The sequence below is a fragment of the Hydrogenophaga taeniospiralis genome, from assembly GCF_020510445.1.
Lineage (GTDB): Bacteria > Pseudomonadota > Gammaproteobacteria > Burkholderiales > Burkholderiaceae_C > Hydrogenophaga.
Map to the genome: position 1 here is coordinate 3,989,681 of NZ_JAHBAG010000001.1, position 19,970 is coordinate 4,009,650.

Annotated in this window: 17 protein-coding genes; 1 reads left to right on the top strand and 16 read right to left on the bottom strand. The window is 67.8% G+C overall.

Annotated features, from left to right (window positions below):
* Positions 1-7: 7 nt before the first annotated feature.
* The 14 genes from KIH07_RS19165 to KIH07_RS19230 form a co-directional block, all read right to left on the bottom strand.
* Complete coding sequence (locus KIH07_RS19165) at positions 8-994, bottom strand: branched-chain amino acid ABC transporter permease (RefSeq protein ID WP_226493478.1); 987 nt, start codon at positions 992-994, stop codon at positions 8-10.
* Positions 991-1,806: an ABC transporter ATP-binding protein gene (locus KIH07_RS19170; protein ID WP_226493479.1), complete on the bottom strand. Its 816-nt coding sequence runs from the start codon at positions 1,804-1,806 to the stop codon at positions 991-993. The genes KIH07_RS19165 and KIH07_RS19170 overlap by 4 nt, the downstream gene beginning before the upstream one ends.
* Entirely contained in the window at positions 1,803-2,570 is a 768-nt protein-coding gene (locus KIH07_RS19175) for an ABC transporter ATP-binding protein (RefSeq protein WP_226493480.1), read from the bottom strand. Before KIH07_RS19175 ends, KIH07_RS19170 begins: the two co-directional genes overlap by 4 nt.
* Positions 2,571-2,595: 25 nt before the next feature.
* On the bottom strand, positions 2,596-4,107 hold the full coding sequence (locus KIH07_RS19180; protein ID WP_226493481.1) for a fibronectin type III domain-containing protein: 1,512 nt from the start codon (positions 4,105-4,107) through the stop codon (positions 2,596-2,598).
* A gap of 200 nt (positions 4,108-4,307) precedes the next feature.
* A complete protein-coding gene (locus KIH07_RS19185) occupies positions 4,308-5,498 on the bottom strand; it encodes a substrate-binding domain-containing protein (protein WP_226493482.1) in 1,191 nt (396 codons plus the stop codon).
* A gap of 162 nt (positions 5,499-5,660) precedes the next feature.
* Complete coding sequence (locus KIH07_RS19190; protein WP_226493483.1) at positions 5,661-7,151, bottom strand: sigma-54 interaction domain-containing protein; 1,491 nt, start codon at positions 7,149-7,151, stop codon at positions 5,661-5,663.
* A 43-nt stretch (positions 7,152-7,194) separates the two neighbouring features.
* Complete coding sequence (locus tag KIH07_RS19195; RefSeq protein WP_226493484.1) at positions 7,195-7,833, bottom strand: HAD family hydrolase; 639 nt, start codon at positions 7,831-7,833, stop codon at positions 7,195-7,197.
* Between the two features lie 32 nt (positions 7,834-7,865).
* Positions 7,866-8,870 (bottom strand): phosphate/phosphite/phosphonate ABC transporter substrate-binding protein, encoded by a 1,005-nt coding sequence (gene phnD / locus KIH07_RS19200; protein WP_226493485.1) that lies wholly within the window; start codon positions 8,868-8,870, stop codon positions 7,866-7,868.
* An 87-nt stretch (positions 8,871-8,957) separates the two neighbouring features.
* The gene (locus KIH07_RS19205; protein ID WP_226493486.1) at positions 8,958-10,013 is read right to left on the bottom strand and encodes an ABC transporter ATP-binding protein; all 1,056 of its coding nucleotides are present in this window, start codon (positions 10,011-10,013) and stop codon (positions 8,958-8,960) included.
* Positions 10,014-10,034: 21 nt separating this feature from the next.
* Positions 10,035-12,227: an ABC transporter permease gene (locus KIH07_RS19210; protein ID WP_226493487.1), complete on the bottom strand. Its 2,193-nt coding sequence runs from the start codon at positions 12,225-12,227 to the stop codon at positions 10,035-10,037.
* A 95-nt stretch (positions 12,228-12,322) separates the two neighbouring features.
* The gene (locus tag KIH07_RS19215; RefSeq protein ID WP_226493488.1) at positions 12,323-13,345 is read right to left on the bottom strand and encodes an ABC transporter substrate-binding protein; all 1,023 of its coding nucleotides are present in this window, start codon (positions 13,343-13,345) and stop codon (positions 12,323-12,325) included.
* A gap of 104 nt (positions 13,346-13,449) precedes the next feature.
* Positions 13,450-14,520 carry an ABC transporter ATP-binding protein gene (locus tag KIH07_RS19220; RefSeq protein ID WP_226493489.1) on the bottom strand — a complete coding sequence of 357 codons (1,071 nt, stop codon included), beginning with the start codon at positions 14,518-14,520 and terminating at the stop codon, positions 13,450-13,452.
* On the bottom strand, positions 14,517-15,602 hold the full coding sequence (locus KIH07_RS19225; RefSeq protein WP_226493490.1) for a sensor histidine kinase: 1,086 nt from the start codon (positions 15,600-15,602) through the stop codon (positions 14,517-14,519). Before KIH07_RS19225 ends, KIH07_RS19220 begins: the two co-directional genes overlap by 4 nt.
* Before the next feature lie 52 nt (positions 15,603-15,654).
* Positions 15,655-16,341, bottom strand: a complete 687-nt coding sequence (locus KIH07_RS19230) for a response regulator transcription factor (protein WP_226493491.1) — start codon at positions 16,339-16,341, stop codon at positions 15,655-15,657.
* 392 nt (positions 16,342-16,733) lie between these two features.
* On the opposite strand from KIH07_RS19230, the gene KIH07_RS19235 reads away from it, so the two are divergent.
* On the top strand, positions 16,734-17,705 hold the full coding sequence (locus KIH07_RS19235; protein ID WP_226493492.1) for a porin: 972 nt from the start codon (positions 16,734-16,736) through the stop codon (positions 17,703-17,705).
* A 140-nt stretch (positions 17,706-17,845) separates the two neighbouring features.
* Here KIH07_RS19235 and KIH07_RS19240 read toward each other — a convergent pair whose 3' ends face one another.
* Complete coding sequence (locus tag KIH07_RS19240) at positions 17,846-19,339, bottom strand: tripartite tricarboxylate transporter permease (protein WP_226493493.1); 1,494 nt, start codon at positions 19,337-19,339, stop codon at positions 17,846-17,848.
* A 30-nt stretch (positions 19,340-19,369) separates the two neighbouring features.
* Positions 19,370-19,918: a tripartite tricarboxylate transporter TctB family protein gene (locus KIH07_RS19245; RefSeq protein ID WP_226493494.1), complete on the bottom strand. Its 549-nt coding sequence runs from the start codon at positions 19,916-19,918 to the stop codon at positions 19,370-19,372.
* Positions 19,919-19,970: the final 52 nt, after the last annotated feature.

A 19,970-nucleotide genomic window follows, 5' to 3' on the forward strand; every position in this document is an offset into this window, starting at 1 on the left:
CTCCTGCTCAACGGTTCGTGACCGGGTAAACACCTTGGGGGCGCCACAACAGGATGGCCACCATCAGCGCGATGTTGGAGAACAGCGCCACCTTGGGCACCAGGAAGCCGGTGTAGTTGGCCATCAGGCCCACCAGCAGCGCGCCGATCAGCGCACCCAGCGTGGAGCCCAGGCCACCGATGATGATGACGATGAAGATCAGCACGTTGACCTGCGCACCCATCTGCGGAATCACACTTTGCTGGTACAGGCCCCACATCACGCCGCCCAAGCCGGCCAGCGCCGAGCCCGCCACGAACACGCCGACGAACAGGCGCTTGATGCGATAGCCCAGCGACTCGACCATCTCGCGGTCCTGCACGCCGGCGCGGATCAGCAGGCCAACCTTGGTGCGATTGAGCGTCCAGACCATGGCGGCGAACACGGCGGCCCCCACCAGCACGGCCAGCAAGCGGTATTTCTCCACCGCGGCATCGCCCATGAGCACCGCGCCACGCAGTGCCTCGGGCAGCGGCAGCGGGATCTGCTCGGGCCCCCAGATCACCTTGATCAGCTCTTCGCCGATGATCATGCCGCCCATGGTGATGAGGATCTGCTTCAGGTGCATGCCGTAGACCGGGCGGATGATCAGGCGCTCGAACACCAGGCCCAGCGCACCCGCCACGGCCATCGCCACCAGCATCGCGGGCAACAGCGCGAGCAGGTTCAGCCACAGGCTGTCGGCCGTGGTGTAGCTGCCCATGCTGGCCAGCACCGTGGTGGCCACGAAGGCGCCAAGCGCGATGAACACGCCGTGGCCGAAGTTCAGCACGTCCATCAGGCCGAACACCAGGGTGAGGCCCGAAGCGATGATGAAGACGATCATGCCCATGGCCAGCCCGGCCACCGTGAGCGTGAGCCAGGTGGAGGGGCTGCCGATGGCGGGCAAGGCGGCCAGCGCGAGCACCGGCACCAGGGCCATGGGTTTCCAGTCGAGATCTTTGAAAAGGCTCATTGATGCGCTCCGAGTGAGAGGCCCAGCAGACGCGACTGCATCGATTCATCGGCAGCCAGCTCGGCCATGGAGCCGCTGTGCACCACGCGCCCGTCGTCCATCACGGCCACCGTGTCGCCCAGCTGTCTGGCGAAGTTGAAGTTCTGCTCCACCAGCAGGATCGTGGTCTGCGCCGCCTTGAGCTGGCGGAAGGCTTCGATCATGTTCTGGATGATGGCGGGCGCCAGGCCCTTGCTGGGCTCGTCGATCAACAGCAGCTTGCGCGGCTCGACGATGGCGCGCGAGACCGCCAGCATCTGCTTCTGCCCGCCGGACAGCTTGCCGGCCGGGTGGGTCCAGAACTTTTTCATGGCCGGGAACAGGCCGAAGATCCATTCCAGCCGCGTGGTGTCGATGTCGTCCAGCGTGCGCGCGCCGCGCGCGGCCAGCAGCATGTTTTCGCGCACCGAGAGGTCCGAGAAGATGCCCATGCTCTCGGGCACGTAGGCCACGCCGCTGTGGGCAATGTCGGGCGTGGGCTTCTGCGTGATGTCCTGGCCGTCGAGCACCACGGTGCCCTGGCTCGCATGCCACAGGCCCATGATGGTGCGCAGCGTCGTGGTCTTGCCCGCGCCGTTGCGGCCCAGCAGCATGGTCAGCTGCCCGGTGGGCACGGTGAGGTCCACGCCGTGCAGGATGTGGTACGCGCCGATGTGGGTGTGCACCCCTTGAAGGGCAAGAAGCCCCCCCGCGCCGCCTGCGGCGTCACCCCCCCAGGGGGGCGCCACCTGCGGCCCGGCAAAGCCGGTTCCGCGCTGGCCTTGGTCGTTCATGCCAGCTCCTCTTCGGTTGGGTTGATGCCCAGGTAGGCCTGCTGCACCACCGGAGAGGCGATGACGGTGGCCGGGTCGCCGTCGGCCACCAGCTCGCCGTTGTGCAGCACGATGATGCGGTCGGAGAGTTCCCGCACCACGTCCATCTTGTGTTCGACCAGCAGGATGGTCTTGGTCTTGTCGGCCTTGAGCTGGCGGATCAGGTTCAGGATCACCGGTACCTCGTCCACGCTCATGCCGGCCGTGGGTTCGTCGAACATGAACACCTGCGGCTCCAGCGCCATGAGGATGCCCACCTCCAGCTTGCGCTGGTCGCCGTGCGGCAGGCTGGACGCCAGCGCGTCGCCCTTGTCGGCCAGCGCCACGGCGTGCAGCACCTCGTCGGCCCGCACCATCAGGTCCTTGCGGTCGCTCCAGATGCGCCAGAGGTTCAGGCCCGCGCCCGCCCTCGCCTGCACCGCCAGGCGCACGTTCTCGCGCACCGTGAGGTTGGGAAACAGGTTGGTGAGCTGGAACGCGCGGCCCAGACCCGCCTGCGCGCGCGCCGGCGCACCCAGCGCCGAGATGTCCACCCCGTTGAGGTGAACGCTGCCCGCGGAGGCCCGGATCTGGCCCGAGATGAGGTTGAAGTAGGTCGTCTTGCCCGCGCCGTTGGGGCCGACGATGGCGGTCAGCGTGCCGGGCTGAAAAGCACAGGTCACGCGGTTGACCGCCACGTGGCCGCCGAAGCGGACGGTCAGGTCCTGGGTGGATAGCTGGCTCATGATCTCCTTGGGGTGGTCCGTTGCGTCAGGGGCAGGTGCCGATGACGTAATAGTTGCTGCCGGTCATCTTCAGCGTGGTGGTGATGAAGACGTTCCACAGGCCCATGTTCTGGTTGGACCCGTTCGCGTAGGTGTAGCCGCCCGACTGGTGGGCGCGGCCCGCCGTGGTGTGGGCGTAGTTGCTGGCCGTGGTGCAGGTGGCGGGCGGCGGCGCGCTGCCCGTGGTGGTGCCCAGGGCCGCCGTGGACACCGCGCCTTCCACGCCCTCTTCGTCCGCCGCGCGCACCGTCCAGCTGTACTGCGTGGCAGCGGCAAGGCCCGAGTCGGTGAAGCTGGTGCCCATGATCGGCAGTGCGTTGGTCTTGTTGGCGTTGCGGTACACGTTGTAGCTGTCGGCGCCGCTCACGGCGTTCCAGGTGATGGTCATGGTGGTGTCGGTCGGGTTGGACGCCGCCACGCCGGTGGGTGCCGCCAGCGCCGGGGTGCCACCGCCGCCGCCCGAACCCGAGGACACGCGGTCCACCATGGCCTTGATGGCGGCCATCTGCGTGCCGGCCTTCTGGGCGAAGTTGCCGCCGTACCAGCCGATCCAGTCCCAGCAGGCGTTGGGGTTGGCCAGCGAGCCGCTGGCCGCCGTGCTGCGGCTGGTGTTGTCGATCTTCGTCTGGGGGAACAGCACGATGATGCTGTTGGTGTCGGCCCAGCGGCTGTAGCCGGTGTTCTTCACGAACTTGTCGCCGATCTTGTCGGTGCTCTGCTGGCAGCCGTGCAGCGCCACGTGCAGCTTGCACTGGCTGCCGCTGGCGCAGTTGGCCGGCACATAGGCCCAGCCCGTGGCCGCCATGCCCGGGGTGTTGACGAACTCGCTCTGGTTGAACTCGATGTAATTGCCGGCCGCGGGCGCGTTGTTGCGCGGGTTCAGGGTGCCGTAGAACTTCTGCAGCACGGCCTTGGCGCCGTCGTAGCTGCAGTTGCTGATGTAGGGCGATGCGGCACTGCCGCAGGCGTTGTTGCCCGTGCTGTCGAAGTCGGTGGGAAAGGTGTGGGCCGCGCTGCCGCGCACCACATGTTCCATGTTGGTCGCCACCACGCCGTTGTTGGTGTACTGCGTCTTGAGCGCGGTGACGGGGTTCTGGCCCACCGTGGTGTCGCTGGTGCCGATGAACAGGTACACCTTCTGGCCGGCGATGTTCGACTTGTTGTCGATCGCGCCGCTGGCGCTGTAGCTGTCGATGCGGTTCTGCATGTTGGTCAGCGCCGTGCTCGAAATGCTGGCGTTGTACATGCAGGCCGTGTAATTGCTCAGGCCCGCGCACATGTAGGGGCCGGCCGCGAACACGCCCACCCCCTTGAACAGCGACGAGTAGGCAATGCCCAGCTGGTTGGCCATGAAGCCCCCCGAGGACAGGCCGGAGACCGTGGTCTGGCTGGTGTCCACGTTGTAGGCGGGCAGGTTGATGGCAGCGAATGCGGTGCTGGCAGAAATCGCAGAGAGCGTGGCAAAAACGGCAAGCGAACGAAGCGGCTGGAAGCTCATGGGTTTGTCTCCTGGGGTGTTTTCGGACGAAACATCTCCGGCCCCTGTGTGCCCAGGGGTTCCTTGGCGAGCAGAAACGAACTGGTCGGAGCGCACGGGGCCCCTTCCAGGAACACGGCGGAACCGGCTTTGCCGGGGCCGCTCGTGTTGTCCCCCTCTCAGGGGGAAGCTGCGTCAGCAGCGCAGGGGGTCAAGCGCTTTCAGCGCTTGTTCCGAATGGGCACATCCATGTCCGCCGGCTTGATCTCGCGCACGAGTTCAGGCACGCCCCACGGGAAGGCCGGGTCCACCTTGATCTTGAAGTGGTACATGCTCTGCATCGCCTGGTGGTCTTCCTTGCGGAAGGTCATCGTGCCCTTGGGCGTCTCGAAGCTCATGCCTTCCATGGCCTTGATCAGTGTGTCGGTCTTGGTGTCGCCATTGGTCTTCTTGAGCGCGGTCACCACCGCCATCGCGGCGCTGAAGCCGCCGGCGGTGAAGAAGTCGGGCGGGCTCTTGAACTGGCTGTAGTGCTGGGCCACCATGGCGTCGTTGACCGGGTTCTTCGGGATTCCGAAGTAGTAGTACGTGGCACCCTCCATGCCGGGGAAGTTCTTGTAGTTGGCCATGGCCGGCAGGATGTTGCCGCCGGTGGCGATCTCGATGTTGTAGCGCTTGAGGTCCAGGTCGGCGATCTTGAACGGGTTGCCCGCGCCGGCCCAGATGATGAAGATCACCTTGCGGCCCGGCAGGTCCTTGAGCTTGTCGATCAGGCGCTGCGCACCGGCGGTGAAGTCGGTGGTGGTGGTCGGCAGGTATTCCTCGTGCACGATCTTGGCGGTCTTGACCGCGTCCTTGAAGGCCTTCACGCCGTCACGGCCGAACGCGTAGTCCTGCGCCAGGGTGGCGATGCTCACGCCGGCCTTGTCCAGCGCCACCGCGTTGGAGATCGCGTCCTGGCTGCTGTTGCGCCCGGTGCGGAAGATGTACTTGTTCCACTTGTCGCCGGTGATGGAGTCGGCCACGGCCGGCTCCACCAGCAGGATCTTCTTGTACTCCTCGGCCACCGGCAGCATGGCCAGCGCCACGCCCGAGCCGGTCGGGCCCACGGCGATGTCGGCCTTGTCGTCGGCGAAGGCGGCGGCCAGCTGGGCCTTGCCCACGTCGGGCTTGAACTGGCTGTCTTTTTCGATCACCACCAGCTTCTTGCCGCCCACCATCATCGTGCCGCCGGTGGCGTGGTTCAGGCCCATCATCAGGCCCGTGTGGGTCTGCTTGGCATAGGCTTCGAGCGGGCCGGTCTTGTCGTAGACGTGGGCGATGCGGATCTCGCCTTTGTTCGACTGGGCAAAGCCCAAAGTGGCGGTGCAGGCGAGCGCGATGACCGCCAGGCGGCGGGTGGTGTGGTGCATGTCTTGTCTCCTGGTTGGAAGTGTCACAGCGCGTGGCGCCGTGTTTTCCACATTGCAGGGTCCGTGCCAGGGCGGACCGGCCTTGATTCACAAGGCATTTTTACCAGATCACCGCTTTGTCGTCTGAATTTCAGACGGTTTTCGGAGATCCAATATGTCTGATCATTGGACAGTTGTCCGAAATTCAGACGCCACCTCCATGCCCGCCAGCTTGTCGTAAAAGCTGGCCCGCGAGATGCCCAGCAACCGGGCCGCGGCCGTGCGGTTGCCACCGGTGCGGGCCAGAGCGAGCGTGATCGCCCGTCGCTCCAGCTCAGCGATCTGCTCGGGCAGCGGCCGCAGATCGGCTTCGCCCGCCGGCGCGCCCGCCTCCCCCGGCGGCCAGGCCACGGCGGGTTCGATGCGGTCCAGCCCGGCCTCGCGCAGCACCGGCTCCACCTGCGCGGCGTCGATGTGCGGCGAGTCGCTGCGCAGGGCCAGTTGTTCCAGCACGTTGCGCAGCTCGCGGATGTTGCCGCGCCAGGCCTGGGCCGCCAGCAGGGCCTGGGCCGAGGCGCTGATTTCCAGCTGGGCGCCGCCGCCGCGCGCCGCGATGTCTTCGCACAGTGCCTCGATCAGCAGCGGTATGTCGCCCTGGCGCTCGCGCAGCGGCGGTACCCGGATCGGCAGCACGTTGAGCCGGTAATACAGGTCTTCGCGAAAACTGCCCTCGCGCACCATCTGCTGCAGGTCGCGCGAGGTGGCCGCCACCACGCGCACGTCAAAGCGCACCAGCTTGTTCGAGCCCAGCGGTTCGATCTCGCCTTCCTGCAGCGCGCGCAGCAGCTTGACCTGCACCGACATCGGCATGTCGCCCAGCTCGTCGAGGAACAGCGTGCCGCCATCGGCGAGTTTGAACTTGCCGTCGCGCCCCTTCTTGTCGGCCCCGGTGTAGGCACCGGGCGCCACGCCGAAGAACTCGGCCTCCAGCAGCGTGTCGGGCACGGCCGCCATGTTCACGCTCACGAACGGCCGACCCGCGCGCGGCGACGCCGCGTGGATGGCGTGGGCCAGCAGTTCCTTGCCGGTGCCGGTCTCACCCAGCAGCAGCACCGGGCTGGCCGACGAGGCCGCACGCCGGGCCTGGCGCTTCACCTCCAGCGCGCCCGGACTGGTGCCCACGAAGCTGGCGAAGGTGTATTTGGTGCGGCGCTGGCTGGCGAGCTCGCGCCGGGCGTCGTTCAGGTCCTGCTCCAGCCGCGCGAACTTGGCGATCAGCGGCTGCAACGTGGTTTCCGGGTGGTCGAACAGCACGATGCCCAGCACGCCGATCACCTCGCCGGCGTCGTCGCGCAGCGGGATGCGGCTGACCACGAAGGTGCCGGCCTTGTTGGTCAGCAGGTCGATCAGAATCGGCTTGCCGGTGGCCAGCACCTGGTGCATCTGCGTGTTCTGCACCACGCTGGAGACCGGGTGGCCGACGAAGTCTTCCTCGCGCTCGAAACCCAGCGCCGGCAGGAAACGGCGGTACTGGTCGTTGATCCAGACCACGCGCGCCTTGCGGTCCACCAGCATCATGCCTTCGCTGGCGGTGGCGAACAGGTCGAACATGGACCGCGCAGCCAGCTCCAGGATGCTCTGCGCGTCGCGGGGAAGTCGGTCGTCTCGGGTCATGCGGCCATGTTACGCGCAGCCCCGCGCGCGGCCCAGCCCCCGGTCAGCCCGCGGCCAGCAGCCCGAGCCGTTGCAGCTGCGCGCGCGCCTGCCGCGCCGATTCAAAGCGCACGCCGTGCCAGCCCTGCGCCACCGCCACATCGATGTTGCGCTGCATGTCGTCGAGGAACACCGGCACCTGTCCCTGCAGGCCCAGGCGCTGCACGGCGGTCTGGAAGATCGCCGGATCGGGCTTGACCTGCCGCACGCGCGCGGAGAAAACGCCGTCGTCGAACCAGTCGAAGAAGGCATGGTCGCGCTCGATCCACTCAGCCAGCCCCGTGGGCATGTTGGAGAGATAGACCAGGCGATGCCCCTGCTCCCGCAGCTCGCGCATCAGGTCCACGGTGTCGGTCTTGACCGTCATGTGGGGCGCAATGGCCTCGATCAAGGCGCGCAGGTCCTGCTCGGGCAAGCCGGTGCGCCGCGCGATGCGCTCGGCCAACCCATCGGGCCCGATGTGGCCGAGGTCGAACTGCGTCCAGTCGCCGTCCAGGTCCAGGGTCTGGAAAATGCGCGCGCTCAGGCGCTGCACCGCCGCTTCGTCAGGCGCGTGCTGCGGCAGCACCTGCTGCAGCAACACCTCGGGCTGCCAGTTGAACACCACGCCGCCCAGATCGAACACCACCACCGACTTCGTCATCGAACATCCTCATCGTTAAAAAAAATTGGCCCTCACGAGCCCAGCTTCAGGCGCAGCTCCAGGCGCGATCCGCGCTTGATCACCGCCTCGATCCGGCGGGCCCGCTCCGGCGCGCTCAACGAGCTCTCGTGGTTGATCGCCTGGCGGGCCTTGAACATCTCCAGGTCCGCGATGGGCACCAGTTGCAGATTGCTCGACGCGCGAAACCGGGAAAGACCGTTGACCTTTTCCAGGATCTGTTTCTCCTCGGGCCGGTTCGCACTGAACCCGACCACAAAGCCGCTGATCTTCCGCCGCACCTCCGGCGGCAGCCCCGTCCGCCACAACAAGGGAGATTGTGGAATCAGGGGCGATTCCCACACCACCTTGATCTTCGCGGCCAGATCGGGGAAGTCGCGCGCAAAAAAGGCCACCTCCTCGTTGTTGGCGGTCGCCACGTCCACCGCGCCGGTGGCCACCTTCTTCAGGTTGTCCTGGTGGCTGCCCGATTCACAGTGCCGGAAGGTGGATTTCACCTCGTTGATCCCGTTCTTCTGGAAGGCGAAGTACAGCGGCACCAGGTGCCCCGAGGTGCTCTTGGCCTCGCCATCGCTGAACCGCAGTTGCCTGGCCTGCGCGAGCACGTCGCCCAGATCGTTGATCGAGGTCGCCTGCCGCCCCACGACCATCTGCGACTTGTAGCCCAGGCTCCCATCCCGGCTCACCATCTGGGCAAAAACCGACCCGGCCCCGGCTTCAACCACCTCCAGGGCCGGCACGTTGCCCATCCACCCGACATCGACTTCGTGCGCCTTGAACGCACGGACCATGAGCTCCTGCGACTCGAACACCTGGAGCACGATGGGCTGCCCCACCGCAGCGCCCAGCCGCTCGACGAACGGCCACCAGTTGTCGCGGGTCTGCTCGACCGCCCGGGGAGAGATCACGCCAAACACCAGGGCCGGGCCACGGGCCTGGGCGGCGCACAGACCCGCCATCCACGGGAGGGCGGCCAGCACGGCCGAGCGAAGGCAGAAGCGACGCGTCAAAGATTTCATGGTGTCGGTCCATTCCAAAAGGCGGGGACAGGGCAGCGCCTGATGCGACAGGCGGGGCTCCGGGCTTCGCAGACTTGGTGGCGCCGATCAGGCCGCCACCACGGAGACGCCCCGGGCCGGCGGGCTGAGCGACACCGCGTCGCCGATCTGCCACGACCGCTCCACGTCGGGCGAGACCACGAAGATCGCGCCCAGATCGGTCTGCACGGTCAGCTCGTAGAAGCTGCCCAGGTAGGCCAGCTTGGACACCACCCCACTCACCGCGCCCTCCCGCCCGGCCGGGCTGACGGTCCAGGCCTCGGGCCGGATCGCGGCCTTGATCGCCCCGGGCCGCACGGCGTGCAGAGCCCCGAGTTTCAAAGGCCCCACCTGCACCGTGCCGTCCTCCAGGGCCTGGCCCGGGAACAGCATGGCCTCGCCCATGAAGCCCGCCACGAACTCGCTCACGGGCCGCTCGTACAGGTCGGCCGGGCTGCCGGCCTGCGCGACCACGCCGTGGTCCATCACGATGATCTGATCGCTGACCGCCAGGGCTTCGCTCTGGTCGTGGGTCACGTAGGCCACGGTCAGGCCCAGGCGCTGCTGCAGGCTGCGAATCTCCTCGCGCATGCTGCGGCGCAGGCGCGCGTCCAGGTTGGACAGCGGCTCGTCGAATAGCAGCACGGCCGGCTCGATCACCAGCGCGCGCGCCAGCGCCACGCGCTGTTGCTGGCCGCCCGAGAGCTCGCTGGGCAGGCGCTGGTCCATGCCGACCAGGCCCACGGTGGCCAGCGCGGCGCGTGCGCGCTCGGCCGTTTCGGTGGTGGACACACCGCTCACGCTCAGGCCGTAGCTCACGTTCTGCAGCACGCTCATGTGCGGGAACAGCGCGTAGCTCTGGAACACCATGCTCACGTTGCGCTCGTTCGGCCCGAGCGAGGTCACGTCCTGCCCGTTGATGAGGATCTGCCCGCCGCTGGGCGTTTCCAGCCCGGCGATCATGCGCAGCGTGGTGGTCTTGCCGCAGCCCGAGGGGCCGAGGATGGTGGTCAGGCTGCCCTTGGGCACCACGAAGTCGATGCCTTTGACGATCAGGGGAGACGATGGGCCACCGTAGCGCTTGGTGACCTGGCGGAATTCGATGCCGGCGGTTGGTTTGGTCATGAAGGACTCCTGAAGAAGGGATCAGGCCGCGCGTGCGCGCCGGCCGAGTTTGCGTTCGCCCACCAGGCGCTGCACCAGCGCGGTGATGAGCGACATGAAGATGATCAGCACCGTGCAATACGCCAGCGCCACGCCGTAGTCGCCATTGCCCACGCGGCCGATGATGTAGGTGGTGGACAGCTCGTATTTGGCCGACACCAGGAAGATCACCGCGGAGACGGTGGTCATCGACCGCACGAAGCTGTAGATCAGCGCGGCCGTGAGCGCCGGCTTGAGCAGGGGCAGCACCACCCGGCGCAGCGTGGTGAGCGTGCTGGCCCGCAGCATGAGCGAGGCCTCGTCGAGCGAGCGGTCGAGCTGCTTGAAGGCCGCCGTTCCGGCGCGCACGCCCACCGGCAGGTTGCGAAACACGAAGCACAACACGATGATGAGCCCGGTGCCCGTGAGCTCCACCGGCGGCACGTTGAAGGCCATGATGTAGCTCACGCCCAGCACCGTGCCCGGGATCGCAAAGGTCAGCAGCGCGGCGAACTCGAAGGCCGACTTGCCGCGGAACTCGGTGCGCGCCAGCAGCCAGGCGATCAGCAGGCCGAGGAAGGCACACACGGGCGCGGCCATCGCCGCCAGCGAGGCGGTGGTGAACAGCGAGTTCCAGGCCGTGCCGGCCCAGACCAGCCCGTGTTCGCCCCATTGCAGATCGAAGGCCGCGCGGAAATGGTCCAGCGTGAGGGAATAGTCGCGGCCCCAGGTGCGCACAAAGCCGCCGGCGAACGCGAACAGGTACACGGTGACCGTGAACAGCAGCCACGGGCCGGCCACGCCCAGGCACATCCAGCGCACGCCGCGCGGCAGCGGCATGGCCATGCCCGCATCGCCCTTGCCGGTGACGGTGGTGAAGCTGGTCTTGCCCAGCAAGGCGCGCTGCAGGAAAAACACCGCCAGCGCAAAGACCGTGAGGATGAGCGCCAGCGCGGCGGCCATGCCCGGGTCCAGCGAGGCACCCACGATGGCGAAGAAGATCTCGGTGGAGAGCACCGCGTACTGCCCGCCCAGGATGATGGGGTTGCCGAAGTCGGCCATGCTCTCGATAAACCCGACCAGGAAGGCGTTGGCCAGGCCGGGCTTGAGCAGCGGCAGCGTCACCGTCAGAAAGGTGCGGACCCGGTTGGCGCGCAGCGTCTGCGCGGCCTCTTCCAGCGACGGGCTCACGCCCTGCACCACGCCGCGCATGATCATGAAGGCGATCGGCGTGAAGGCGAACATCTGGGCCAGCCAAACGCCGAAGACGCCGTAGAACCAGCGCGAGGGCGGGATGCCGAAGGCCCATTCCATGAACTGGTTGTAGAGCCCCGCGCGACCGAACAGCAGGATCAGCCCCAGCCCGACCACGAAGGGCGGCGTGATGATGGGCAGCATGGCCAGCGCATTGAGCGGGCGCGCCAGGCGCGTGCCGCCGCGCTCGGCCCACAGCGCCATGAGCGTGCCCATGAAAGTGGTTCCGGCGGCGGTGAGCAGCGCCAGATACAGGGTGTTCCAGGCCACGCCGCAACGGGTGCCGCCGCCCACGCAGCCCAGGCCCCAGATGCGCTCCGTTCCCAGGCGCTGCCACAGCGCGGCCGGGGAAAACTCACCCATGTCGTCGTACAGACCCGTGACCAGCGAGCGCAGCACCGGGTAGACCACGAACAGGGCCAGCAGCGCCACGCAGCCCACCACCGAGGACGCCACGAACACGTCGGAGCGAAAGTAGCCCAGCCGCGCAATGCCCGAGCCCAGCAGCGCCACCAGCGACGCCAGCACGATGAACCCGCCCCAGCCCATGCCGAACTGGCCGCGCTCCAGCGGTCCGAACAGGGCTTCGAGCGACTCGAACGACCAGCCCGGCGCGCCGATGGCAAAACCGCTGGCCAGCAGGCCGATCAGGCCCAGGCTCGCGCCGCCCACCAGCAGCCGCCCCTGCCCCCGCCCGGCCGGCAGCAGCAGGCCGCTGGACGCCAGCAGCAGACCGGCGAGGCCCACCCACAGCCACGGCCGGCCGTGCCGCGCGGCCTGCACCAGGCCACTGGCCGTGGTGTCGTCTCCCCAGACCCCGGCCAGGGCGGCCAGCAGCGAGTGCTGCTGCAGGAAATACCAGGGCAGCACGGCGTAGGCCGCGAACCCCAACAGAGCCCAGGCGGCGATGGCGCGCCCGGACCGCAAAACAGAAACGGTCATGGTGAATTCCGTGATGTATCAGGCTGGGCGATGCACCGTCGCCCGGCGGTCCGCCCGGTGCCCGCAGGTGGCTCCGGGCGAAGGGACGACAGGGCTCAGCGCGGCAGGCTGTTGACGTCTTTTTCCCAGCGCAGGATCAGGCGGCGGCGCTCGGCGGTCTGGCCGTATTTGGCGTAGTCGTAGTCGATCATCTTGATCTTGCGGAAGTCGGGCACGCGCGGATCGACCTTGGTTTCCTTGTTGGACGGCAACTGGAACTGCAGCGTGGCCGCACCCAGCGCCTGGGCCGCCGGCGTGAGCGCCCATTCGTAGAACTTCTTGGCCGCGTCCAGGTTGCGCGCGCCCTTGATGATCGACATGGAGCCGATCTCGGCGCCGGTGCCATCGGCGGGCGTGATGGTCTCCAGCGGGAAACCATTGGCCTTCTCACCCGGGCCGTCGTGCACGAAGCTGATCGACACGGTGGCCTCGCCACGCGCCACGGCCTTGATCGGGCCCGTGCCCGAGCGGGTGTAGGTGCCGATGTTGTCGTGCAGTTTCTTCAGGTATTCAAACGCCTGCTCTTCGCCCATCAGCTGCACCAGGGTCGCGATCATGGTGTAGGCCGTGCCGCTGGAGGCCGGGTTGGCCGACTGGATCTCGCCCTTGTATTCGGGCTTGAGCAGGTCGGCCCAGGTCTTGGGCACGGCCAGCTTCTTCTTGGCCAGCAGTTCGGTGTTGTAGCCAAAGCCGAGCGGGCCGGAGTAGATGCCCACGGTCTTGTAGCCCGACTGCGCGGCCTGCTTCTGCGCCCAGTCGTGCAGCTTGGGCAACGTGGGCGACTTGTAGGCCAGGGTGAGGTTCTGCTCGGCGGCCTGCAGGTGCGGGTCGCCGGTGCCGCCGAACCAGACGTCGGTCTTGGGGTTGGCGCGTTCGGCCAGGATCTGGGCAATCGCCTCGCCCGAGCCCTTGAGCGTCATGTTGACCTTCACGCCCTGGCTCTTCTCGAAAGTCACCGCGAGCATGTTGCACCACGCGGCCTGGGCCGAGCAGATCAGGTTGAATTCGCTGCTCTGGGCCTGCGCGGGCAGCATCTGGGCCAGCAACAGGGGGGCGGCGAGCCAGAGTTTCTTCGTCATCGTTTGTCTCCTGGGAAAGGACCGACAGCGGTCCGGGGGTTCAAGGGTCGGGAAATCAAAAAAGGTCAAAAGGGGCCGCGTGAGGCGCGGCGGGGTGCGCCATCTCAAGGGCCCTGCGGCGCGGCGACCTCGCCGCCCAGCAGCACGCTCACTCCAGGGCCATCGAGGAACAGGCTCACCGGCGCCTGCAGCTGCAGCCCCTGGCGCTCGTGCAGGGTGTTCACCTGAAGCTCGCCCAGTGCGGTGAGCACCCGGTACTGGGTGAGCCGCCCTTCAAACGCGCGGGCCACCACCTTGCCGGCCAGGCCGGCACCGCTGGCGGGCGCGATGCGCCAGGCCTCGGGCCGGACCACCAGGCGCAGAGGCCCCTGGCGCCGCGTCAGGCCCGGCGCCAGACACAAGGGCCCCAGATGCACGCGGCCCTGGGCGTCGGCCTCGGCGTCAAAGACCGCGGCATCGCCCATGAACCCGGCCACGAACTCGGAACCGGGTTGTTCGTACACCTCGCGCGGGCTGCCCACCTGCAGCACCTGGCCCTCGCGCAGCACCACGACCTGGTCGCTCACGGCCATGGCCTCGTCCTGGTCGTGCGTCACATAGATCACGGTCAGGCCCAGGCGCTGCTGCAGACCGCGGATGTCCTCACGGATATGGCGGCGCAGCCCGGCGTCCAGGTTCGACAGGGGTTCGTCCAACAGCAGCACCTCGGGCTGCAACACCAGCGCGCGCGCCAGTGCCACGCGCTGCTGCTGCCCGCCCGAGAGCGAAGCGGTGCTGCGCGAGGCGAGCGACGCCATGCCGACCAGCGCCAGCGCCTCGTGCACGCGCGCATCGTCGTCCTGCTTGCGGTGGGCGCCGGCCTGCATGCGCAGCCCGTAGCCCACGTTCTGCCGCACGTCGAGGTGGGGAAACAGCGCGTAGCTCTGGAACACCATGCTGATCGGGCGCTGGTCGGGGCCGGCCTGCGTGAAGTCGCGCCCGCCGATCAGGATGCGCCCACCGCTCGGTTGCTCCAGCCCGGCCACCAGCCGCAGCAAGGTGGTCTTGCCGCAGCCCGAAGGCCCGAGCAGCGTGGTCAACTGGCGCCGCGCAAAGCGCAGGTGCACGCCTTTGAGGGCGTGCGTGCCGTCGGCGAAGGTCTTGTCCACCGCCACCAGTTGCACCGCGTCGTTCATGGCTGCCGGTCCCATGCCACGGGCAGCGGCACGGTCGGATGCGCCGGCACGGGCCCGGCCACCGCCGCCGGTGCGTGCGGCCAGCGCACCACCGCGTCCACGCCGATCACCTGCCCGTCCTGCACCCGGTTGAACAGCTCCACCTCGGCCTGCATCGATTGCGCGATCTGCCGGCAGATCGACAGCCCCAGGCCGATGCCCGTGCCCCCGGCCGCCGACTGGAACGGCTCGAACAGGCGTGCGCGCAGGGTTTCGTCGATGCCGCCCCCGTGGTCCCACACCAGCAACTCCGTCTGGCCCGGCAACACGCGCAGCACCATGCCCATGGCCGAGCCCTTGACCGAGTGGTGAATGGCGTTGGACATCAGGTTGCGCAGCAACTCGCCGGCCAGCCAGGGATCGGTGCGCAGGTTCACCGGCACCGACTCCAGCGAAAAGTCCAGCCGCTTGCGCGCCAGCAGCGGCGCGAATTCCAGGCAGACCTCGCGCGCCACCGCCTCCAGGTCCACGTCCTGCCAGTGGGCGTTGGCCACCAGCTGATCCACCTTGGCCTGCGACAGCAACTGGTTGACCAGTTGGCTGGAGCGGTCCACCGTGGCCAGCATCTTGGGCAGCGTCTCGCGCGCCTCCAGCTGCCCCGAGAGGGCGCCCTGCAACTGCGTGCGCAGCACGGCGAAGGGGGTGCGCAACTGGTGCGAAGCATCGGCCAGGAAGCGGCGCTGCTGGTCGACCGCGTCGCGCTGCTGCAGCAGCAGCCGGTGCACCACCTCGGTGACCGGCTGCAGTTCCCGCGGCGACGCTTCGTCGTCCACCGAAGTGGTCTGGCCCTGCAGATGGTCGCCGAGCTGGCGTATGGGGGCCATGGCGCGCCCCACCAGCCAGGCGAACACCAGCAGCGTCAGGCCCATGCGGGCCAGCGAGCCGAACAGAGACCCCGCAGCCCCGCCGCCCCACACCAGCCACTGCACGCCTTCGATCAGCACCAGCACCAGCGCCAGACCACCGATCAAAAAGCCCTGGATCGAGCCCGAGGGCACGATGCGCAAACGGCGGCGCCAGCCGCGCCCACCGGTGGGTTTCACGGCGGGTCCGTCGGGTGTGGATGGAGGCACGGGGCTGGGCATCGGTCCGGCCTCAGGCGCTGGCAGCGCCATCGCTGGCGGCTTCGTCGACGAGGAAATAGCCCAGCCCCCGCAGCGTGATGAGTGCCGCGCCGGAGCCCTGTATGCGCTTGCGCAGCCGGTGCACCAGCACCTCCACGGCATCGGGGCTGACCGGGACATCGTGGCCGAACACCGCGCGGTGCAGGTCTTCCTTGGCCACCGCCTGGCCCGGGCGCGACATCAGCGCCTTGAGCAGGGCAAATTCGCGGCCCGAGATGTCCAGCGGCAACGCCCCGCGAAACACCAGGCCGGAACCCGGTTCGATGCGCAACGTGGCGCACCGCAACTCTTCCACGCCGTGGCTGCGCCGCACCAGGGCCTTGAGCCGGGCCGCCAGTTCCTCGACATCAAAGGGTTTGCTGAGGTAGTCGTCCGCGCCGGCCTCCAGCCCCTGCACCCGTTCACCCACGGCCCCGCGGGCGGTCACCACCAGAACCGGGACGGAGCCATTGCCATCGCGCAGCCGCTGCAGCAGTTCGAGCCCGTCGATGCCGGGCAGACCGAGATCGAGGATCACGGCATCAAAGCTGTGGCGCCGCGCGAAGGCCAGCCCCTCCAGCCCGTTGGAGCAGCACACCACCTGAAAACCGCGGGACGACAGCACCCTGCTGAGCGCCACGCACAGCTCCAGATCGTCTTCAACCAAGAGGACATTCATGTCCGGGGAATCTCCAGGTTCATCGTGAAAGAAGGCCAGGCCACCGGGCCGCGCCCTGGGGGAGTCGTGGGGGTTTCGTCCGCCACGCACGCACCTCGTGCCATGGAGAAGATGGTCCCGCAGGCCGGCCTGTGTGTCATCGTGTTATTCCCGCACGGGGATTGAAAGAAACCTGAAATCTAACGCCCGCGCCGCCCGGGACCGGGCCCCGATACCAACCCTGCGTGGCCGACTTTCAAGAAGCTTGCGCCATTGCTCCGTGCTTGTCCGCTGCCGGCGCAAGGCCCGGGTGGGCAGCATGGCGTCGGCGGTGTTCCGGTGCATCCGGCACCCGCTGACCCGACGCGACAACCGTCGTCCGGGTCACCCCCACCCTTCCTATGGAGTCTCCCTTGAAAAGAACCCTGATCGCTCTGGCCGCTGTGGCCGCTTGTGGCGCCGCCATGGCGCAATCTTCCGTCTCGGTGTATGGCCGTGTCGACCTCTCGCTGGGCAACCTCAAAGAGCTGGACAAGGGCAGCCAGAGCCGCATGATCGACGGCAACCTGACCTCCACCCGCCTGGGCTTTCGCGGCACCGAAGATCTTGGTGGCGGCCTCAAGGCCAGCTTCAAGATGGAACACCGCTTCGACGCCGACACGGGCGCGTCGGAAGACCCGTTCTGGAAGGGCGAGTCCACCCTGAGTCTCTCGGGCGGTTTCGGCGAGCTTAAGCTCGGCCGCAGCTCGACGATCTACGACGAAGTGCGCGGCCTGTCGGCCAGCAGCAGCGTGTTCGACTCGGCCTTCACGCCCTCTTCCAACGGCGTGTTCGGCTCGGGTGGCGACTACAGCAGCCGCTTCAACAACAAGATCACCTATGCGCTGCCGGCCATGGGCAACCTCTACGGGGGCGTCGAGTACGCGCTGGACGAAGACCCCGACGCCAAGGCCGACATGATCGGCGCCAAACTGGGCTACAAGAGCGGGCCGCTGAACCTGGCCATGGGCCTGCAGCAGGAAAAAGGCAAGGACAACGACTACATGATGGTCGCCGCCGCCTACGACTTCGGCGTGGCCAGCGTCTCGGGCGGCTACAACGTCCGCAACGGCAACGCCGCCTCGGGCGACGACAACGAGTTCACCGTGGGCGTCACCGTGCCCCTGGGCGCGCTCCAGCTCTCGGCCGGCTTCGCCACCGGCAAGACCGAAAAGGCCGGCGCCACCTCGTCCAAAGCCTCGGGCTTTGGCCTGGGGGCAACCTATGCCCTGTCCAAGCGCACCAAGCTCTATGGCGGCCTGCGTTCACACAACGTGAAGGACGGCAGCGGGACCAAGACCGCCGACACCCGCCTGTTCGCCGTGGGTGTGCGCCACGACTTCTGACGCCGAAACGCCGCGTGCGGCGCACGCGGCATGTGTTTTCTTGACTGTGCTCCGAGGGTCACGCGGGGCGATGCCCATCAGAGGCGCGTGATTTTTTGCGGTTCCAGCGCATGCCGGAACCGCTTTTTTTTTTGCCAACCTCAGGCCCGGCGGTGCCAGGCCAGCACGCGCGGCGTGATCAGCACCAGGGCCACCACGGCCAGCAGCGTGGCCGACATCGGGCGCTGGAAGAACACCGTCCAGCTGCCCTCGCCGATGGACATGGCGTTGCGGAACTGCGCCTCGGCCAGCGGGCCCAGGATCAGGCCCACGATCACCGGCGCGGTCGGGAAGTCAAAGCGCCGCAGGGCCACGCCCAACAGCGCCAGGCCGTACATGACGAACAGGTCGAACGAGCTCTGGCGCATGCCGTACACACCCACGGTCGCGAAGATCAGGATGCCGGCGTACAGCGGCGCCTTCGGGATCTTCAGCAGCTTGACCCACAGGCCCACCATGGGCAGGTTGAGCACCAGCAGCATCACGTTGCCGATGTAGAGCGAGGCGATCAGCGCCCACACCAGGGCCGACGAGGTCTGGAACAGCTGCGGCCCGGCGTTGATGCCGTAGTTCTGCAGTGCGCTCAGCAGGATGGCCGCCGTCACCGAGGTGGGAATGCCCAGCGTGAGCAGCGGCACCAGGGTGGCCGTCACGGCCGCGTTGTTGGCGGCCTCGGGGCCGGCCACGCCTTCGATCGCGCCGGTGGTTCCGAATTCCTTCTTGTATTCAGGGTCGGCCAGCTTGCGCTCGGTGGCGTAGCTCAGGAAGGTCGGGATTTCGGAGCCGCCGGCTGGGATGGTGCCGAAGGGGAAGCCGATGAAGGTGCCGCGCAGCCAGGCGGGCCAGGAACGGCGCCACTCGGTCTTCGTCATGTGCGCCCGGTTCATCTTGTTCATGCTGGCTTCGCTCTTGCCTTCGTAGAGCGCGTTGTAGAGCGCCTCCGTGACCGCGAACAGGCCCACGGCCACCAGCACCACTTCCACGCCGTCGATGAATTCGATGACGCCACCCGTGTAGCGCACCTGGCCGGTGATCTGGTCCATGCCCACCAGGCCCAGCGCCAAGCCCAGGAACAGCGCCGTCATGCCACGCAGCGAGCTTTGCCCCAGCACGGCGCTCACGGTGGTGAAGGCCAGCAGCATCAGGCAGAAATACTCGGGGGGCCCGAGCTTCACGGCGAACTCGGCCAGGAAGGGCGCGAACAGCGTCACCAGCACGGTGGCGATGGAGCCCGCCACGAACGAGCCGATGGCCGAGGTGGCCAGCGCCGCACCGGCACGCCCGCTCTTGGCCATCTTGAAGCCTTCGAGCGCGGTCACCATGGTGCCGGTCTCGCCCGGGGTGTTGAGCAGGATGGAGGTGGTCGAGCCACCGTACATGGCGCCGTAATAGATACCGGCGAAGAAGATCATCGACGCGGTGGGCTCCACCTGGCCGGTGATGGGCAGCAGCATGGCCACCGTGACCGCCGGGCCCAGGCCGGGCAGCACGCCGATGGCGGTGCCCAAGGCGCAGCCGGCCAGCGCCCACAGCAGGTTGATGGGGGTGCCCGCGGTGGCAAAGCCACCCATGAGGTTGTTCCAGAGTTCAAGCATGGTGAATTCCTTTCGGACCCGTCGCGGAGATCACAGCCAGCCGGTGCCCGTGAGGCCCGGCAGGTTGACGGCGAGGAATTTGGTGAACAGCCAGAAGGTGGGCGTGGAGATCAGCATGCCGATCACCACGTCTTTCACCGTCTGCATGGCGTTGCCGCCGGGCTTGCCTTCGCTGATGCGCAGGCCGCGCACGGCCAGCGTGAAACACAGCGCGCAGCTGAGCACGAAGCCGACGGTGGTGATGAGCGCCGCATTGCCCAGAATGCCGGCCGACACCCAGGCCATGGCGTGCCAGTCGCCGCGCGCCGCGCCCGAGGGCTCTTCCATGTTGCGGTAGCCGCCGGCGCGCACCTCCCGGATGAGCAGCACGCCGCACAGCCCCATGGCGGCCGACACCAACCAAGGCAGGAAATCGGGGCCCACACCCGCGTAACCCGCGCCCGACGGAATGTTGGCCGCGCCGTAGGCGAGCGCGACGGCCAGCAACACGGCGGCAATGCCCAGGGCCAACTGGCCGGGGCGGTGATCGGGGCGTTGCGGGTCCTGGGGCACCGGGGCCCCTGGGTTGGTGGTTTGCATGTGCGTCTCCTGTCTGGAAATCAACGCGGCCGCGACGCGAACGCCGCAGCCG

Bases quoted from the DNA above. Each gene is read 5' to 3' on its own strand.
- KIH07_RS19215 (WP_226493488.1), bottom strand. From the start codon at position 13,345: ATGACGAAGAAACTCTGGCTCGCCGCCCCCCTGTTGCTGGCCCAGATG.
- KIH07_RS19220 (WP_226493489.1), bottom strand. From the start codon at position 14,520: ATGAACGACGCGGTGCAACTGGTGGCGGTGGACAAGACCTTCGCCGAC.
- KIH07_RS19240 (WP_226493493.1), bottom strand. From the start codon at position 19,339: ATGCTTGAACTCTGGAACAACCTCATGGGTGGCTTTGCCACCGCGGGC.
- KIH07_RS19180 (WP_226493481.1), bottom strand. From the start codon at position 4,107: ATGAGCTTCCAGCCGCTTCGTTCGCTTGCCGTTTTTGCCACGCTCTCT.
- KIH07_RS19205 (WP_226493486.1), bottom strand. From the start codon at position 10,013: ATGACCAAACCAACCGCCGGCATCGAATTCCGCCAGGTCACCAAGCGC.
- KIH07_RS19245 (WP_226493494.1), bottom strand. From the start codon at position 19,918: ATGCAAACCACCAACCCAGGGGCCCCGGTGCCCCAGGACCCGCAACGC.
- KIH07_RS19190 (WP_226493483.1), bottom strand. From the start codon at position 7,151: ATGACCCGAGACGACCGACTTCCCCGCGACGCGCAGAGCATCCTGGAG.
- KIH07_RS19165 (WP_226493478.1), bottom strand. From the start codon at position 994: ATGAGCCTTTTCAAAGATCTCGACTGGAAACCCATGGCCCTGGTGCCG.
- KIH07_RS19230 (WP_226493491.1), bottom strand. From the start codon at position 16,341: ATGAATGTCCTCTTGGTTGAAGACGATCTGGAGCTGTGCGTGGCGCTC.
- KIH07_RS19185 (WP_226493482.1), bottom strand. From the start codon at position 5,498: ATGCACCACACCACCCGCCGCCTGGCGGTCATCGCGCTCGCCTGCACC.
- phnD (WP_226493485.1), bottom strand. From the start codon at position 8,870: ATGAAATCTTTGACGCGTCGCTTCTGCCTTCGCTCGGCCGTGCTGGCC.
- KIH07_RS19175 (WP_226493480.1), bottom strand. From the start codon at position 2,570: ATGAGCCAGCTATCCACCCAGGACCTGACCGTCCGCTTCGGCGGCCAC.
- KIH07_RS19195 (WP_226493484.1), bottom strand. From the start codon at position 7,833: ATGACGAAGTCGGTGGTGGTGTTCGATCTGGGCGGCGTGGTGTTCAAC.
- KIH07_RS19170 (WP_226493479.1), bottom strand. From the start codon at position 1,806: ATGAACGACCAAGGCCAGCGCGGAACCGGCTTTGCCGGGCCGCAGGTG.
- KIH07_RS19210 (WP_226493487.1), bottom strand. From the start codon at position 12,227: ATGACCGTTTCTGTTTTGCGGTCCGGGCGCGCCATCGCCGCCTGGGCT.